At 72.8% G+C, this 15464-nt stretch carries 16 protein-coding genes; 7 read left to right on the top strand and 9 right to left on the bottom strand.

The genetic code is table 11. The features are described 5' to 3' along the window. The first annotated feature begins 57 nt into the window (after positions 1-57). A complete protein-coding gene (locus tag DV20_RS14600; RefSeq protein ID WP_051736007.1) occupies positions 58-495 on the top strand; it encodes a VOC family protein in 438 nt (145 codons plus the stop codon). A gap of 15 nt (positions 496-510) precedes the next feature. Here DV20_RS14600 and DV20_RS14595 read toward each other — a convergent pair whose 3' ends face one another. Further along, entirely contained in the window at positions 511-1365 is an 855-nt protein-coding gene (locus DV20_RS14595; protein ID WP_043780412.1) for an SDR family NAD(P)-dependent oxidoreductase, read from the bottom strand. Positions 1366-1435: 70 nt separating this feature from the next. On the opposite strand from DV20_RS14595, the gene DV20_RS14590 reads away from it, so the two are divergent. Both DV20_RS14590 and DV20_RS14585 read left to right on the top strand, forming a co-directional pair. Beyond that, positions 1436-2344 carry a LysR family transcriptional regulator gene (locus DV20_RS14590; protein WP_200876437.1) on the top strand — a complete coding sequence of 303 codons (909 nt, stop codon included), beginning with the start codon at positions 1436-1438 and terminating at the stop codon, positions 2342-2344. A gap of 83 nt (positions 2345-2427) precedes the next feature. Further along, positions 2428-3282 carry a sigma-70 family RNA polymerase sigma factor gene (locus DV20_RS14585; RefSeq protein WP_043780410.1) on the top strand — a complete coding sequence of 285 codons (855 nt, stop codon included), beginning with the start codon at positions 2428-2430 and terminating at the stop codon, positions 3280-3282. Here the strand turns inward: DV20_RS14585 and DV20_RS14580 are convergent. Then, positions 3279-3905: a (2Fe-2S)-binding protein gene (locus tag DV20_RS14580; protein ID WP_043780408.1), complete on the bottom strand. Its 627-nt coding sequence runs from the start codon at positions 3903-3905 to the stop codon at positions 3279-3281. The two genes, DV20_RS14585 and DV20_RS14580, sit on opposite strands and share 4 nt — an antisense overlap. Further along, positions 3905-4753, bottom strand: a complete 849-nt coding sequence (locus DV20_RS14575) for a putative RNA methyltransferase (RefSeq protein WP_063607810.1) — start codon at positions 4751-4753, stop codon at positions 3905-3907. The genes DV20_RS14580 and DV20_RS14575 overlap by 1 nt, the downstream gene beginning before the upstream one ends. Positions 4754-4926: 173 nt before the next feature. On the opposite strand from DV20_RS14575, the gene DV20_RS14570 reads away from it, so the two are divergent. Genes DV20_RS14570 through DV20_RS14560 form a run of 3 tightly spaced genes read left to right on the top strand, consistent with a single transcriptional unit; the run spans position 4927 to position 8966 of the window. Continuing rightward, entirely contained in the window at positions 4927-6312 is a 1386-nt protein-coding gene (locus DV20_RS14570; protein ID WP_167344379.1) for an ammonium transporter, read from the top strand. Then, entirely contained in the window at positions 6309-6647 is a 339-nt protein-coding gene (locus DV20_RS14565; RefSeq protein ID WP_013223833.1) for a P-II family nitrogen regulator, read from the top strand. Before DV20_RS14570 ends, DV20_RS14565 begins: the two co-directional genes overlap by 4 nt. Before the next feature lie 9 nt (positions 6648-6656). Further along, a complete protein-coding gene (locus DV20_RS14560; RefSeq protein WP_043780405.1) occupies positions 6657-8966 on the top strand; it encodes a [protein-PII] uridylyltransferase in 2310 nt (769 codons plus the stop codon). Positions 8967-9025: 59 nt separating this feature from the next. Here the strand turns inward: DV20_RS14560 and DV20_RS14555 are convergent, their stop codons facing one another. From DV20_RS14555 to DV20_RS14530, 6 genes are all read right to left on the bottom strand, one after another. After that, on the bottom strand, positions 9026-10357 hold the full coding sequence (locus DV20_RS14555; RefSeq protein WP_043780403.1) for an FAD-dependent oxidoreductase: 1332 nt from the start codon (positions 10355-10357) through the stop codon (positions 9026-9028). Next, positions 10350-11012 carry a VC0807 family protein gene (locus tag DV20_RS14550; protein WP_043780401.1) on the bottom strand — a complete coding sequence of 221 codons (663 nt, stop codon included), beginning with the start codon at positions 11010-11012 and terminating at the stop codon, positions 10350-10352. The genes DV20_RS14555 and DV20_RS14550 overlap by 8 nt, the downstream gene beginning before the upstream one ends. Next, a complete protein-coding gene (locus tag DV20_RS14545) occupies positions 11009-11611 on the bottom strand; it encodes a TetR/AcrR family transcriptional regulator (protein WP_043780400.1) in 603 nt (200 codons plus the stop codon). The genes DV20_RS14550 and DV20_RS14545 overlap by 4 nt, the downstream gene beginning before the upstream one ends. Before the next feature lie 67 nt (positions 11612-11678). Further along, a complete protein-coding gene (locus DV20_RS14540; protein ID WP_043780398.1) occupies positions 11679-12983 on the bottom strand; it encodes a GGDEF domain-containing protein in 1305 nt (434 codons plus the stop codon). 620 nt (positions 12984-13603) lie between these two features. Further along, positions 13604-14356, bottom strand: coding sequence for a glucose 1-dehydrogenase (locus DV20_RS14535; protein ID WP_043780396.1), 753 nt, complete (start codon positions 14354-14356; stop codon positions 13604-13606). A 23-nt stretch (positions 14357-14379) separates the two neighbouring features. Further along, the gene (locus tag DV20_RS14530; protein WP_043780395.1) at positions 14380-14967 is read right to left on the bottom strand and encodes a TetR/AcrR family transcriptional regulator; all 588 of its coding nucleotides are present in this window, start codon (positions 14965-14967) and stop codon (positions 14380-14382) included. 120 nt (positions 14968-15087) lie between these two features. Between DV20_RS14530 and DV20_RS14525 the strand changes: the two genes are divergently transcribed. Further along, a complete protein-coding gene (locus DV20_RS14525) occupies positions 15088-15450 on the top strand; it encodes a hypothetical protein (RefSeq protein WP_043780393.1) in 363 nt (120 codons plus the stop codon). Positions 15451-15464 lie beyond the last annotated feature (14 nt).

Genomic DNA, 15464 nt, shown 5'->3' with positions numbered 1-15464 from the left:
CATCATCCCCCGATTGACACGTCCTCTCACGGCGTGGGCGCGGCTACGCTCCACCCCGTGACGGTGCGCTGGAGCGTGACGATCGACTGCGCGGAACCCCGCGCGCTGGCGAGGTTCTGGGCGGTGGCCCTCGGCTACATCGAACGGCCGCCCCCACCGGGGTTCGCGAGCTGGGAGGCGTGGTTCGCCCGGCACGGCGTGCCCGAGGAGGAGTGGGACGACGGCGCGTACCTCGGCGATCCGGAGGGCGTCCTGCCGAACCTGAGCTTCCTCAAGGTCCCCGAAGGCAAGACCGCGAAGAACCGCGTCCACCTGGACGTCCAGGCGGGCGGCGGGCGCGAGGTGCCGTGGGAGACGCGCTGGGAGCGGGTCGCCGAGGCGGTCGCCCGGCTCACCGCCGCGGGCGCGACCGTCCTGAGCCGGCACGAGCTGGACGGCCGCCCCGACCACATCGTGATGGCCGATCCGGAGGGCAACGAGTTCTGCGTGCTGTGAGGGGTGGTCCGCTCCTCAGCCGATCAGCTCCTCGTGCCGGTGCGGCCGGCCAGTCCGCCACGGCAGCACCCGCCCGAACCGGACCAGCTCGCCGTAGGTGGCCGGGTCGACGTCCGCGAACACCAGGTCCAGCACCGCCCTGGCCGCTTCGTCCGGGGTCTGGGCCTGGCTGAAGTCGCGGAACCACGGCCGGGACGCGCGCGTGTCCACCAGGCCCGGGCAGACCGCCGCCACCAGGGTGCCGTTCGCGAGGTCGGCGTCCCGGCGCCGCGCCGCGACCGCGCGGACCGCCGCGACCTGGGCGACCTTCGACGGCACGTTGATCCAGTCCGGCCAGCCCCGCGCCCGGGCCGTGCCGTCGTGGATCGCCGCGCGCCAGTCCTCGACCGCCTTCTCGACGTCGTCCAGTGAGACGTCGTCGAAGCGCGCCCGCAGCGGCTCGGGCAGGTGGCCGAGGGTGCCGAGCGAGCTGGCGACGACGAGCAGGCGTCCGCCCGGCCGCAGGACCGGCCCGAACGACCTCAGCACCGCGTGCGTGCCGCTGTTGGCGACGTCGAGGAAGACGTCGGCCTGCTCGGCCTGCGGGCGGCCCGGGTCGAGCGGGCCGACGGCGTTCGAAAGCACGATGTCGACCGGCGAGCCGGCGAAGCGGGCGACGGCCGCGGAGTCGGTGACGTCGAGGACGCGGCCTTCGACCCGGCTGCGCGTCGCCGGGTCGGCGGCGACGCGCGCGGCCGCGGCGGCCACCCGGCCGGCGTCGCGGCCGGTGAGCAGGACGAGGTCTTCGGGAGCGAGCCGGGCGGCGAGCCCGCGGACGAGGGCGAAGCCGAGGCCCTGGTTGGCCCCGGTCACCACGGCGATGCGTGTCATAGCGGCAGGCTAAGCCGGCGGAAGGCATGCGAAAAGCGAGAAAGAAGCATGCCTGGTATGCGTGGACGTCATGGACTTCGGTGACGTCTCCCTGGTCGCCCTGCGCGTGTTCCGCGAGGTCGCCGAACGCGGCACCCTGACCGCGGCCGCGGCGGCGCTGGGTTACACGCAGTCCGCGGTCTCGCGGCAGATCGCGTCCCTCGAACGGGTGGCCGGCACCCCCGTGCTGGAGCGGCGCCCGGACGGCGTCCGCCTCACCGCGGCCGGCACCATCGTGCTGCGGCGCGCGATCGCGGTGCTCGGCGAGATCGACGCGGCCGGGCGTGAGCTGGCCGGGCTGCCCGCCGACGCCGGCACGGTCCGCCTGGGCTGGTTCCCCAGCGCGGGCGCGGTGCTGGTGCCCCGGGCCGTCGCCGAACTGCGGCGCACGCACCCCGCCGTCACCGTGGTCACCCGGGAGGGCACGACGCCGGTCCTCGTCCGGGCGCTGCGCGCCGGCACGATCGACCTGGCCGTGCTCGGCTCGGTCCCGCCGTTCCGCCCGCCGGACGCCGAGACGCCGGCGCTGCGCCTGGAGACGCTCGCCGAGCGCAGCCTCCGCGTCGCGGTCCCGGCGGGACACCCGCTGGCCGGAGCCGGCCCGGTCGACGTCGCCGACCTGCGCGGGCAGCGCTGGATCGCCGGGCCGTCGGCGGGGGAGGGGACGCTGATGGGCGTGTGGCCGGGCCTGGACGAACGGCCCGAGATCGCCCACACGGCCCGCGACTGGCTGGCGAAGCTGAACCTGGTCGCGGCGGGTTGCGGGCTGACGACGTTGCCCGCTTCGCTGGCCGAAGCGGTGCCGGCGGGAGTGCGGGTGGTGGAGGTGCGCGGCGGCCCGTCGGAGCGGCGGCGCGTCGTGCTGGCGCGGCTGCCGGGGCCGGTGTCCGAGCCCGTGGCGCTGCTCTCCGGCGTCCTCCGCCGCGCGGCCGCCGGATGACCGGGATCACTCCCGTTCCGGTCACATCGCGCGTCTTCGCGGGGTCTACTCCTACGACCGGCCGACGGAAGGGACAGGACACAGTGGACGCGCTGACCGAGCGGTTCGAGCAGGAGCGGCCGCGGCTGCGGGCGGTCGCCCACCGGATGCTGGGCTCGGCGGCCGAAGCCGACGACGCCGTCCAGGAGGCGTGGCTGCGGTTCCACCGCACCGACGCCGCCGAGATCGGCAACCTGCCCGCCTGGCTGACCACCGTCGTCGCCCGGGTGTGCTTGTCCCTGCTGCGCACCCGCCGCAACCACCGCGAAGAGCCCCTGGACGCGCGGCCCGAGCCGGACGACGACCGCCGCGGCCCCGGGCAGGAGGCCGAGCTCGCCGACACCGTCGGGCTGGCGCTGCTGGTGGTCCTCGACGCGCTGGGCCCGGCCGAGCGCGTCGCCTTCGTGCTGCACGACATGTTCGCCGTGCCCTTCGACGAGATCGCGCCGGTGCTCGGCAAGACCCCGGCCGCCGCGCGGCAGCTCGCGAGCCGCGCCCGCCGGCGGGTGAAGGGCGGGGCCACCGCGGACGCGGACCTGCCACGGCGGCGCAAGGTCGTCGAAGCCTTCCTGGCGGCTTCCCGCGGCGGCGACTTCGAAGCGCTGCTCGCCCTGCTCGACCCGGACGTCGTGCTGCACGCCGACCGGTTCGCCGGCCCGAGCCCGGCGCCGATCGAGCTGCGCGGCGTCGAGAGCGTGCGCCGCGGCGCGATCCTGGCGTCCGACCGGGCCCGGGCCAGCGAACTGGTCCTGGTCGACGGCGCGCCCGGCCTGCTCATGGTCCGCGACGGGCGGCCGGCGGTCGTCCTGGCGTTCCGCGTCGGCGACGACCGGATCACCGGCATCGACGTCATCGCCGACCCAGAGCGGCTCGCCGCGCTGGAGCTGGCGGTTCTCTAACCCAGGGCCGCGCGAAGGCGTGCTTCGCGCTCTTCGGGCGTCTGACGCGGGCAGCTGACGCACTTGGGGTTGCCGACTTCGTAGATGAGGCAGCACGAAGCACGCCGTACGGCGGGAGTGCGGCCGACGCGCACGAAACGCGGCTTCGGCAGGTCCAGGCCGATCGCGGCGATCAGGGGCTCGGCGAGGGTCATCGCGCGTTCCGGGTCGGGCGTCCACAACAGCCGGTTGCCGATCGAGTCGGTGGCGATCGCCCCGAGCGCCCGCTCCCGGGCCCCGCTGACGGCGGCGATGGTGGTGATCGCGGTGCCGAGGGCGCCGGTGAGCGCGGCGCCCACCGCGGGGAGGCCGCCGTCGAGGGCGCGGGTCGACCGGGCGCCGAGGAACCGCCCGTCGGCGACGAGGTCGAGCTCCACGGCGTCCAGGGACGGATCGACCGGTCCCCCGGCCACCAGGCCCTCCACCGCCGGGGCCACGAGGACCGACGACAGCGAGTACCACCAGATCGTCCCCAGCACCTCCGGCCGCGCGCAGCCGTACAGCTTCGCCGCGCCGCCGATGCGGGCCCGCACCCAGTCCTCGTCCGCGAGCCGGGTCGCGGACACGGTCCAGCCGGGCTGCACTACTTCCTCCGATACGTGGAGACGGTGAACGACACCGTGACGACCTGGGACTCCGCCAGCGCGTCGAGGCGCTCCCGGCGGCCGTCGCGGTCCAGGTGGAACCCGGCGGGACCCATCTCGACCGCCTGGCGCACCTGCCGCGGCGTCAGCTCCACCGCGCGCCGGACCTGCGTGCGATCCGTGCGCGTGAAGTACGCGCCGAGCGTGGCGTCGAGACGCTCGTCCTTGCGCTCGTCGACGGCGAGGACCAGGTCACCCAGCTCGCCGAGGTGGTCCGGGGCGGGCGCGGCCACGACGAGCAGTCCGCCGGGCTTCAGCACGCGGTGGAACTCCGGCCCGTTGCGCGGCGCGAAGACGTTCAGCACGGCCGACGCCACCCCGTCGCCGACCGGCCACGGCTCCCAGAGGTTCCACACCGCCGCGCCCAGCCGCGGGTGCGCCCGCGCCGCGCGCCGCAGGGCGACCGCGGAGACGTCCAGCGCGAGGCCGAACGCCGCCGACTCCTCCAGCACGCGCGCGAGGTAGTACCCCGTGCCCGCACCGGCGTCGATCACCAGCTCGCCGGCGTCCGCGCAGACGCGGGCGAGCTCGTCCGCCAGCGGCGCGTAAACACCCGACGCCAGGAAGTCCGCGCGCGCGGCGACCATCGGCGCGGTGTCCGCCGTCCCGGCCGGGATTCGCGCGTGCAACAGGTTCACGTAACCCTGCTTGGCTAGATCGAATGAGTGGCGGTTCCCGCAACGCAGCGTGCGACCCGTTACGCCGATCGGGTCGCCGCACACCGAACACCGCAGTGCCGCGACGACCCGGGGTGGCAGTGGGTCATTCCCGTGGTCGGCCGGTGTCATGGGGATATTCGACCACGACGTTTCGCAACCGGACACCCGAGGAGGGGTACGGGGAAACCTGGCCGTAACAACCGGGCGCGGACAGTTCACGCGGGTGAAACCTCACGCGCCGCCCCGTGAAACACCGCGCGCCAAAACTGCCATCGCACCAACCCAGGGCACGGGAGGACGATGTGCTGAACGCAGGAGACACCGCGTGGGTACTGGCCAGCGCCGCGCTGGTCATGCTCATGACCCCAGGACTGGCGTTCTTCTATGGCGGCATGGTCCGCGCGAAGAGCGTCCTGAACATGCTGATGATGAACTTCATCGCGCTGGCCGTCGTGGGGGTGCTGTGGGCCCTGTACGGCTTCTCGATGTCCTTCGGCGACGACGCTTTCGGGGGTTTCCTCGGTAACTTCCACTTCGCCGGCCTCGAAAACACCTTCGGGAAGGTCGCCGGCTTCGCGGTCGCCGCGACCGACACCTCGCCGGCGGTCGCCTGGCCCGGCTCGGACGGCCTGCCCGTCCTCGCCTTCGTGATGTTCCAGCTGATGTTCGCGATCATCACGCCCGCGCTGATCTCCGGCGCCATCGCCGACCGCGCGAAGTTCTGGGGCTGGACGCTGTTCGTCGTCGTCTGGGTGACGATCGTGTACTTCCCGGTCGCGCACTGGGTGTTCTCCTTCAACGGCTTCATCGGCGAGAACGCCGTCGGCGGCTGGATCGCGAACAACCTCAAGGCACTCGACTTCGCCGGTGGTACGGCGGTCCACATCAACGCCGGTGCCGCGGGCCTGGCGCTGGCCATCGTGCTCGGCAAGCGCAAGGGCTGGCCGAAGGACACCGGCCGCCCGCACAACGTGCCGTTCGTGCTCCTCGGCGCCTCGCTGCTGTGGTTCGGCTGGTACGGCTTCAACGCCGGTTCGGCGCTGGCCGCCAACGACCTCGCCGCGGTCGCCTTCACCAACACCACCGTCGCCACCGCCGCCGCGGTCCTCGGCTGGCTGCTCATCGAGCAGATCAAGTTCGGCAAGCCGACCACCCTCGGCGCGGCCTCCGGTGCGGTCGCCGGCCTGGTCGCCGTCACCCCGGCGTGTGGTTTCGTGAGCCCGCTCGGGGCCATCGCGATCGGCCTCATCGCCGGTGCGGTCTGCGCGCTGGCCATCTCGCTCAAGTTCAAGTTCGGCTTCGACGACTCGCTCGACGTCGTGGGCGTCCACCTGGTCGGCGGCATCGTCGGCACGCTGCTGATCGGCTTCTTCGGCACCACGAGCGTCAACTCGCTGGGCGCGGACGGCCTGTTCTACGGCGGTGGCTTCACCCAGCTGGGCCGCCAGGCCGCGGCCGCCGGCGCGGTGCTCGTGTACTCCTTCGTGCTGTCCTTCATCATCGGCTTCGTGATCAAGAAGGCCGGCGGCTTCCGCGTCAGCACCGAGGACGAGGTCGGCGGCATCGACGAAGCCCAGCACGCGGAGAGCGCCTACGACTTCACCGGGACGGGCGGTGGCCTCGGCCACCCGAACACCATCCCGGTCAAGTCCACCCCGGCCGCGAAACTCGAGGAGAGCAAGGCATGAAGCTCATCACGGCGATTGTCAAGCCGTTCACGCTCGACGACGTCCGCTCCGCGCTGGAGCAGCTGGGCGTGCTGGGCATGACGGTCAGCGAGGTCCAGGGCTACGGCCGGCAGAAGGGCCACACCGAGGTCTACCGCGGTGCGGAGTACTCGGTGGACTTCGTGGCGAAGCTGAAGGTCGAGGTCGTCACGGACGACACCAACGTGGAGAAGGTCCTCGAGGCCATCACCACGGCCGCGCACACCGGCAAGATCGGTGACGGCAAGGTGTGGGTGACGCCGGTGGAGACCGTCATCCGGGTACGGACCGGCGAGCGCGGCACGGACGCTCTATAGGCGTCTGGGATGGCCGACGGGGGCGAACTGGTCAAGGCCACCGAGCGTTTGCTCGAGGGCAGGCACGGGAGGCTGGGGGCGTCCGCACTGCGGGCGGCCCTGGTCGACCTCTACGAGTTCTGGCTGGGCAGGGGAGCCTCGGCGGCCGGCGTCGACACCGCGGAACCGGGTGTCGCGCTGGTCGCCGTGGGCGGGCTCGGCCGACGGGAACTGGTGCCGTTCTCCGATCTCGACCTGCTGCTGGTGCACAACGGCAACAGCGGCGTCGGCGAGATCGCGGACGCGCTCTGGTATCCCTTGTGGGATGCGAAAGTCGGGCTCGACCACTCGGTCCGCACACCGGGTGAGGCGCTGAAGGTCGCTTCGGAGGACCTCCGGGTGGCCATGGGCCTGCTCGACGCCCGGCACCTCGCCGGCGACGCCGAGCTGAGCGGCCGCCTGGTCTCCGCGGCGCGGGACCAGTGGCGCCGCACCGCGCGCAAGCAGATCCCCGACATGACGGCGTCGGTCCGGCAGCGCTGGGCCCGCAGCGGGGAGATCGCGCAGTCCGCCGAACCGGACCTCAAGCACGGCCGGGGCGGGCTGCGGGACTTCGCCGTCCTGGAAGCCCTCGCCGCGGCGCAGCTGACCGCGCGTCCGGGCGAGGAACTCCTGGAAGCGAAGGGACTCCTGCTCGACGTCCGCACCGAGCTGCGGCGCGAGATCCGGCGTGAACGGGACGTCCTGTCCGCGCCGGAGGCCGAACTGGTCGCCGCCGAGCTCGGCTTCGGCGATCGGTTCACCTTGGCCCGCAAGCTGTCCGGGGCGGGCCGCACCATCGCGTACGCGCTCGACGTGGCCCTGCGGTCCACTGTGGAGCCGCCGAAGACGCGGTTCGGGCGGCGTCCGGCCCGGACGCCGCTGGCCGAAAATGTGGTGCTGCACGGCAACGAGGTCGCGTTGGCTCGCGACGCCGTCCCGGCGAAGGACCCGGCCTTGTTGCTGCGGGTCGCGGCGGCCTCGGCCCGCACGGGCAAACCGATCGCGCTCGGCACGCTCAAGGCACTGGCCGAGTCGGCCCCGGAGCTGCGCACGCCGTGGCCGGCCGAGGCGCGGAACGCGCTGGTCGAGCTGCTGGGCGCGGGCGAAGGCCTGGTCGACGCGGTCGAGTCGCTCGACCGGACCGGCCTGTGGTCCCGGCTGTTCCCGGAGTGGGGTGCGGTCCGCGACCTGCCGCCGCGCTCACCGGTGCACCAGTGGACGGTCGACCGGCACCTGATCCGCACGTGCGTCGAGGCGGCGAAGCTGACCACGACGGTGTCCCGCCCGGATCTGCTGCTGATCGGCGCGCTGCTGCACGACATCGGCAAGGGCCGCGACGCCGACCACTCGGAGCTGGGCGCGAAGATCTCCCTGCAGGTCGCGACCCGGCTGGGCCTCACCCCGGCCGACGCGGCGACGGTGTCGGCGATGGTCCGCCACCACCTGCTGCTGCCGCACACGGCGACGCGGCGCGACATCAGCGAGCCGGCCACGGTGGGCCGGGTGGTGAAGACCCTGGACAGCGATATCGTCCTGGTCGAGCTGCTGCACGCGCTGACCCAGGCCGACTCGCTGGCCACCGGCCCTGGCGTCTGGACCGACTGGAAGGCCCGCCTGCTGGCGGAGCTCGTGTCGGGCTGCGAAGAAGTGTTGCGCGGCAAGGGGTTCACCGCCCCCTCACCGATGGACGACGAACAACGCGAGCTCGTCGCTTCGGCGGTGGCGTCGGGCACGGGCGAGATCCGGATCAGCTCGCACGGCAAGGTGGTCACGGTCCTGCTGGCCGTCCCGGCCCGCGCGGAACTGCTGGCCCCGGCGGCGGGCGTCCTGGCGCTCAATTCGCTGGAGGTCCATTCGGCGGTCCTGCGCGGCCACGACGGCGGCCGGGCGGGCGTGTTCACGGCGTCCCCGAAGTTCGGCTCGCTGCCGGACACGACGCTGCTGCGCGAGCAGTTCGCCCGCGCGGTCGCGGGCACCTTGCCGCTGACGCAGCGCTTGGCGGCGAAGGAACGCGACTACGGTTCACCGGCTCCGGTCGCCCCGAAGGTGCTGTGGTTCGACGACGAGACGACGGGCCCGGACACGGTGGTCCTGGAACTGCGCGCGGCCGACCGGATCGGCCTGCTGTTCCGGGTGGCCGGGGCGCTCCGGCGGTGTGATGCGGAGGTCCGCTGGGCGAAGGCGTCGACGCTCGGTGGTGCGGTGGTGGACTCCTTCGCGGTGACCCCGCGCAGCGGCCGAATCGAACCGGGGTGGCGCCGCGAGGTGGAACAGGCGGTCCTGGCCGCGGCTTCCTGAGCACCCGGTCCACCTTGGGTGCGTTGAACGCAACCAAGGTGGACCTGGGGCGCGTGACGTCAGGCGGGCGCTCCGACCCAGCGGCGGAGCGCTTGGTCCAGGCCCGGTCCGCCGTCCCACGCGACGTAACCGTCGGGCCGGACGAGCCGAGGTGCCGCCCCCTCGCGGCCCTCGACCCGGCCGGCCCATCCGGCCGGCACGGCCGCGCCGACCAGGACCGCGCGGCCGTCCGCACTCGCCGGGACGTCGGTCGCGCGGCCGGCGATGCCGGGGTACGTCACCCCGAGGCCCGACAGCTCCGCCGCGACCGCGCGGCGCGCTTCGGGGACGGCCAGCAGCTCCGTGACCACCGCCCGGACCGCCGCCGCGTCCGGGTCGGGCACGCCCAGTACCGCCTGGGCCCGGGTGCTGACCAGCACGCGGGCCGCGACCGGGTGGCGCTCGTCGTGGTAGCTGTCGAGCAGGCCGTCCGGTGCCGTGCCGCGGACCGTCGCCGCCAGCTTCCAGCCCAGGTTGACCGCGTCCTGCAGGCCGAGGTTGAGGCCCTGGCCGCCGACCGGGAGGTGGATGTGCGCCGCGTCGCCGGCGAACAGCACGCGGCCGTGGCGGTAGCGCTCCAGCTGCCGGGACGCGTCGCCGAAGCGTGACGCCCACAGCACGTCACCCACCCGGATCTCCGGTCCGTGCGCGGCGGTCAGCGCGCGCTGCACCTCGCCGGCCGTCACCGGGGCGTCGCGGCCGAGCCGCTGCTGCTCCTCGCCGAAGACGATCGTGCGGTAGCGGCCATCGGACAGCGGCAGCAGGTACCCCGACCCCGAGGACGGCAGCTGCCAGTCCTCCGCCAGACCGGCGGGCTTGGCGGCCAGCGTGACGTCGGCGACGACCAGCGAAACCCGCGCCGGGCGGCCCGGGAAGGCGGCCCCCAGCAGCGTCCGGACCGCGCTGTGCCCGCCGTCGGCGGCAACCAGCCAGCCGGCCCGGTGCTCGCGCCCGCCCGCGGTGACCGTGACGCCCTCGTCGTCCTGGACCACGGCGGTGACGGCCGCGCCGCGCAGCACCGGTGTGCGCAGCCGCGCCTCGATCGCCGCCGCGACGTGGGCCTGTTCCACGCCGAGCTGGTACGGGAAGCGCGTGGGCAGGTCGCGGTAGTCGATCGGGACACCGGAGAAGTGCCCGGCGGGCAGCTTCGCCCGCACGTGCGGCTCGATCGCGGCGAGCAGGCCGCGATCGGCCAGCACCTCGACCGACCGCGGCTGCAGGCCGAGGGCCTTCGACTGCGTGGCGGGTCCGGCGTCGCGTTCCAGCACCAGGACCTCGGCCCCGGCGCGCTCCAGCTCGAACGCGGTCAGCAGCCCGGTCGGACCGGCCCCCGCGACCAGGACGTCAGGCATCGAGGTGCTCCTTGCGGAGGTACCAGACGTGCCAGGTGATCAGCAGGGCCAGCGCACCGAACCAGGCCACGTTGGTGACCAGGGCGATGAGGTCGATCGGCAACGTGTAGACGAGCACGACGTGCACCACCGCGCTGCCCAGCAGCACCGCGCCCCAGGCGGCGGTGTTGATCCGCAGCCCACGCCGGAACCGGGCGTCGGTGTCCCAGCGGGCCGCCCACGCGTCCGCGCCTTCGGCACCGCGCTTGACCTCGGCGATCGTGCGGCCGAGCGTCAGCTGCGCCGGGCGGCCGGCGAAGACCGTGACCAGCATCCAGGCGCCGAACAGGCCGCCCAGCGCCGCCGTCCAGCCTTCGCGGATGACCAGCGTGCGCGGGTCGTCCGAGAGCAGGCCGAGCACGACCGACAGCACCAGCACGCTCAGCGTGACCAGGGCGACGAGGTCGACCTTGCGGGTGCGGGCGATGGTCCACACCACGTACGGCGCGGCGACCAGGACGCCGGCCATCAGCGCCCACCACTGGCTCACGCCCGCGGCGCGCAGCCCGTAGAACAGCGCCATCGGCACGACGACTTCGAACACGACGTTGCGCACGTTGGCGCGGACGAGCCGCCGCAAGCCGGCGTCGGGTTCGGTCTTCTGCTCGATCATCATGCGGGTCCCCCAGCGGATCCGGGTGCGGTCGCCCGCACGTAGAGGTCGGCGAGCTCGCGCCCGATGCGGGCGAGCTCGGCGGGCTCGGGCACGTTCGCCGCCGCGGTGGCGACGACGGCGTCGAGCCCGGCGGTGAAGGCGAGCGCGGTGGTCCGGACGTCGAAGGCGCCGAAGGCCCCGGCCGCCTGCCCGGTGCGGAAGTGCTCTTCGAACAGCGCGAGGCGGCCGCTGACGGCGTCGCTGGGCGAGCCGGCGTTCTTGACGAGGTCGATCAGCGCCCGGACCTCGTCCGGGTGTTCGCCGACGAGTTCGACGTTCGACTCGACGTAGGCCCGCAGCTGGGCGACGTGCCCGACGGCGGCGTCGATGCGCGGCTGCATGAACGCCCCGGTGATCTCCTCGATCTCGGTGACGCAGGCCGTGAGCAGGTCGTCCTTGCCCGCGAAGTGGTAGCTGATCATGCCGGTGCTCGACAGGCCGGCGTGCTTCGCGATCCGGCTGAAGGACGCCTTGAGGTAGCCGGCTTCGGCGATCACGGCGATCGCCGCTCGCACGATCTGGGCCCGCCTACCGGACTCCGTGAACGTCCTTGCTCGCATGAGCAAAATTTAGCTCAGACGAGCAAATTTCACAAGGTGCCTGGTCAGACCTGGGGAAAGAGGGATGTCAGGCGAGCGCGGTGCCGTCGACGACCTGGTTGCGTCCGGCGTCCTTAGCTCGGTACAGCGCCTTGTCGGCGGCCTGCAGCAGCCGGTCGACGGCCGTGCCGCCGTCCGGGTAGGTCGCGACGCCGATGGAGGCGGACAGGCCGCCGATGGCGCGGACGCGGCTGCCGTCTTCGTACTCGACGCGCAGGGACTCGATGGCCGACCGGATGCGCTCGGCCACCGCGAGCACGGCGGCCGGCCCGATGTCCGGCAGCAGGACGACGAACTCCTCGCCACCGAAGCGGCCCACCGAGTCGTAGTCGCGCACGGCGCTCTTGATCGTCGCCGCGACCGCGCGCAGCACGGTGTCGCCCGCGAGGTGCCCGTGCTCGTCGTTGATGAGCTTGAAGTAGTCCAGGTCGATCATCAGCACGCCGAACGTGCTGCGCGTGCTGCGCTGGGCCCGGGCCAGCTCGCGGGAAGCGAGCAGGTGCCACCCGGTCGTGTTGAACAGGCCGGTCTTCTCGTCGGTCGTCGCGGCGATCTCCAGCTGCTTGATCAGCACGGCGCGGTGCAGCACGAGCAACGGCGGCACGATCGTCAGGGCGAGGGCGGGCAGGGTCGCCAGCGTCAGCGCGGTGAGCAGGCCCAGGCAGAGCGTCGCGACCTCGAGCAGGTTGTCGCCGAGGCCGCCGAAGAACGCCTTGATCGTGCGCTGGGTGATGGTCAGGGCCGGGACGATGGTGATCGCCGAGACCAGGAAGTACGTCACGGCGGCCAGCGTGATGGCCGTGACCCCGCGCCAGCCCGCGGTCAGCGCCGCGTACATGTCCGGCACGCCGAGGCGGCTCAGGACCAGTTCGGCCGAGTAGCAGGTGATGACGACCAGCGTGGCGTTCAGTGTCGTCCGGAACGGCGGAACCCGCTTCATCCGCGCGAGGCTGCGCGTCGCCAGGTGCGCGTAGAGGACGGCGATCAGCGCCGTGACCAGCGCGGGCGGCAGGAGCAGAACGCCGGCGAACGTCCAGACGGACGTCAGGTTGATGTGCGGGGTGTCGGAGACGAGACGGCGGACGCGTTCGATCTTGCGGCCCAGTTCGGCCTGCAGCACACCAAGGCACCCGAGAACGGCGAAGACGGCCAGATCCCACCCCCGCACGGGAACGGCAACGGCGGTCCACCCGGTGGCGACGAGCGCCACGGACTCGACGAGGAAGCAGTAGAAGACCAGCGACCCGCGCTGCCGCCAGAGGGTCCAGTGAGCAGGGTTCAGCACCCCACGGATCCGTCCCGCGCGGGGTTGGGCCGGACGGGCGCCGTCCATACTCAAGGCGGTGCAACTCCCCTGGGTGATCCGACGATCCGCATTCCACCCCACCACACCGGGCAGCCGCGATCGATGATTGCCACACGTTCGGAGCAGTGAAGGGAGGCCGCCGTCATGCGCAACCGCGAGTCCTGAGGCCCCCGAGTCCCGAAGTCCGCGCGTACCGCCGGAGGGAGGCCGTCATGCGCAACCGCGAGTCCTGAGCAGCTGTGAGGCCCTGTTCAGTCGTGCCCGGAAGGAGCTGACGTGCGTAATCGCGAGTCGTGAACCACGTTCTGTCCGCCACCACGTGCCGAGAGGAGGGGTGTCGTGCGTAATCGCGAGTCCTGAGGCGTGCAGTCCCCGTTCACCTGCCCCCGAGAGGAAGTGCCGCCGTGCGTAACCGCGAGTCCTGAGCTGCTGTGGCCGCCGTTCATCTGCGTCCGAGAGGAGTGCCGCTGTGCGCAACCGCGAGTCCTGAAGCGTGTGGTCCCCGTCTACCTGCGTCCGAGAGGAGTGCCGCCGTGCGTAATCGCGAGTCCTGAGCCCAGCCACCCCATCCCTTCCCGCCCGAGAAAGGAATCGTCACCATGCGCAACCGTGAGTCCTGAAGGAGCCGCGGGCCCGGGTGGGACCGCTCAGGCGGTCGCCCCGCCGTCGACCACCAAGTCGTGCCCCACGGTGAACGCGGCTTCGTCCGAAGCCAGCCACAGCACCGCGGCGGCCACCTCGGCGGTGGCGCCCACCCGGCCCAGCGGGATCGCGTTCTTCAGCCGCGCGGCGCGATCGGCGTCCGTCTCGCCGGGGCGCCGGGACATGTCCGTGTCGGTCGCGCCCGGGCTGACCGCGTTGATGCGGACACCGTCGCCGATGTGGTCGCGCGCCGCCGTCCTGGTCAGCGCGCTCACCGCCGCCTTCGACGCCGCGTAGGCCGCCATGTTCGGCAGCCTGCCGTGCGCGCCGATGTTCGACGCCATGTTGACGATCGCGCCGCCGCCGTGCGCCCGCATGTGCGCGACCTCGTGCTTCAGGCACAGCCACGTCCCGGTGACGTTCGTGCCCAGCACCGCACCGAAGTCGTCCTCGTCGAGGTCCGCGGCCGCCGCCGGCGAGCCGAGGATGCCCGCGTTGTTGAACGCGACATCCAGCCCGCCGTGCCGCGCGACGACCGTCTCCACCATCCGCGCCACGTCCGCCGAGTCGGTGACGTCGACGGTCACCGCGCTCGCGTCGCCGCCGATCTCCCGCACCGCCGACTCGAGCCGCCGCCCGTCGCGCCCGGCGACGACCACCGTCGCGCCTTCCCCCGCGAACGCCCGCGCCGTCGCCCGGCCGATGCCCGAGCCACCGCCCGTCACGAGGACGACCTTGCCCGCGAAACGTACCCCCATCGTGATCCTTCTTTCTGGTCCGGTCATTCTCGAATGAGGAGCCGCATGGCCGTGGAGACGGCCGCCTCCACCCGGCCGACGGCGTCGGCGCCCTTGCCCAGGACGCGCAGTCCCTGGAGCACGGTGAGCAGGAAACGCGCCAGTGTCGCCGGGTCGCTGCCGCCGGGGAGTTCGTCCTGGGCCTTCGCGCGTTCCAGCGCCATGGTGAGCGCGACCTCGAGGGTGTTCCAGCTGCGTTCCACCAGCCGGGCGACGTCGGGGTCGTGGGGGAGCAGCTCGATCGCCGAGTTGACGACGAAGCAGCCCATTCTCGTTTCGTCGCCCAGGATTTCGGCCGCGTAGCCGTCGAAGAGCCGACGGACCGTGGCCACCCCGGACCCCGGCTCCGACAGCTGCGCCATCACCCGCGCGTCGGTTCGTTCCGCGTAGCGCTTCAACGCCGTGACGTAGAGGTCGTGCTTCGTGCCGAAGGTGGCGTACAGGCTGGCTTTGGCCACGCCGAGGTGTGTGACGAGGTCGCTGACCGACGTCGCCTCGTACCCCTGGCGCCGGAAGAGCGTGAGCGCGCCGTCGCAGGCTTCGTCGACGTCGAACTCCTTGATCCGGGACATGATCGAACGCTAGCTTAATCCAGAACGATCGGTCAAATATGCGGGCGGCGGTGTGTCGTGTCCGGTGACGGCGCGTGCGGTGGCACTATGGCTGCTCGGACCGGCCCGAGGGGGTGAGCGATGCAGGATCGGCTGACGCTGCCGCCGACCGTCGTCGCCACCCACCTGCGCTCCTGCGCCGAGGAACTCGCCGCCGGCCTGCGCTGCGGCGGCCCGGGTGCGACGACGGCCGAGCTCACCGACGTCGTCGCCCAGCTCGTCGCCGGCCAGGAAGCCATTTCCCACGCCCTCGCCGGCCTCGCCGCCCGAGTCGAAGCCAGTTCGGCCGCGCTCGCCGCGGCGCCGCCGCTGGACGTCGAGGTGGTCTTCGAGGTGCTCCGCGCGGCCGCCATCGCCTCCCGGTGCTCGGCGGAAGCGCTCGACGAGGTCACGCCGTCATTCGAATGTGTGAGCGAATCCGTCTCGCCTGACACCCGTTTGTAGCTGTCGATCCGCCG

This window comes from Amycolatopsis rifamycinica (assembly GCF_000695625.1).
GTDB lineage: Bacteria > Actinomycetota > Actinomycetes > Mycobacteriales > Pseudonocardiaceae > Amycolatopsis > Amycolatopsis rifamycinica.
Note: the sequence above shows the minus strand (reverse complement) of the source record. Positions and strands in the feature narration are given on the sequence as shown.

Excerpts from the sequence above, each read along its gene's own strand:
- DV20_RS14540 (WP_043780398.1), bottom strand. The coding sequence starts at position 12,983 with ATGGACGGCGCCCGTCCGGCCCAACCCCGCGCGGGACGGATCCGTGGG.
- DV20_RS14555 (WP_043780403.1), bottom strand. The coding sequence starts at position 10,357 with ATGCCTGACGTCCTGGTCGCGGGGGCCGGTCCGACCGGGCTGCTGACC.
- DV20_RS14525 (WP_043780393.1), top strand. The coding sequence starts at position 15,088 with ATGCAGGATCGGCTGACGCTGCCGCCGACCGTCGTCGCCACCCACCTG.
- DV20_RS14595 (WP_043780412.1), bottom strand. The coding sequence starts at position 1,365 with ATGACACGCATCGCCGTGGTGACCGGGGCCAACCAGGGCCTCGGCTTC.
- DV20_RS14560 (WP_043780405.1), top strand. The coding sequence starts at position 6,657 with ATGGCCGACGGGGGCGAACTGGTCAAGGCCACCGAGCGTTTGCTCGAG.
- DV20_RS14575 (WP_063607810.1), bottom strand. The coding sequence starts at position 4,753 with ATGACACCGGCCGACCACGGGAATGACCCACTGCCACCCCGGGTCGTC.
- DV20_RS14545 (WP_043780400.1), bottom strand. The coding sequence starts at position 11,611 with ATGCGAGCAAGGACGTTCACGGAGTCCGGTAGGCGGGCCCAGATCGTG.
- DV20_RS14565 (WP_013223833.1), top strand. The coding sequence starts at position 6,309 with ATGAAGCTCATCACGGCGATTGTCAAGCCGTTCACGCTCGACGACGTC.
- DV20_RS14530 (WP_043780395.1), bottom strand. The coding sequence starts at position 14,967 with ATGTCCCGGATCAAGGAGTTCGACGTCGACGAAGCCTGCGACGGCGCG.
- DV20_RS14535 (WP_043780396.1), bottom strand. The coding sequence starts at position 14,356 with ATGGGGGTACGTTTCGCGGGCAAGGTCGTCCTCGTGACGGGCGGTGGC.
- DV20_RS14550 (WP_043780401.1), bottom strand. The coding sequence starts at position 11,012 with ATGATGATCGAGCAGAAGACCGAACCCGACGCCGGCTTGCGGCGGCTC.
- DV20_RS14590 (WP_200876437.1), top strand. The coding sequence starts at position 1,436 with ATGGACTTCGGTGACGTCTCCCTGGTCGCCCTGCGCGTGTTCCGCGAG.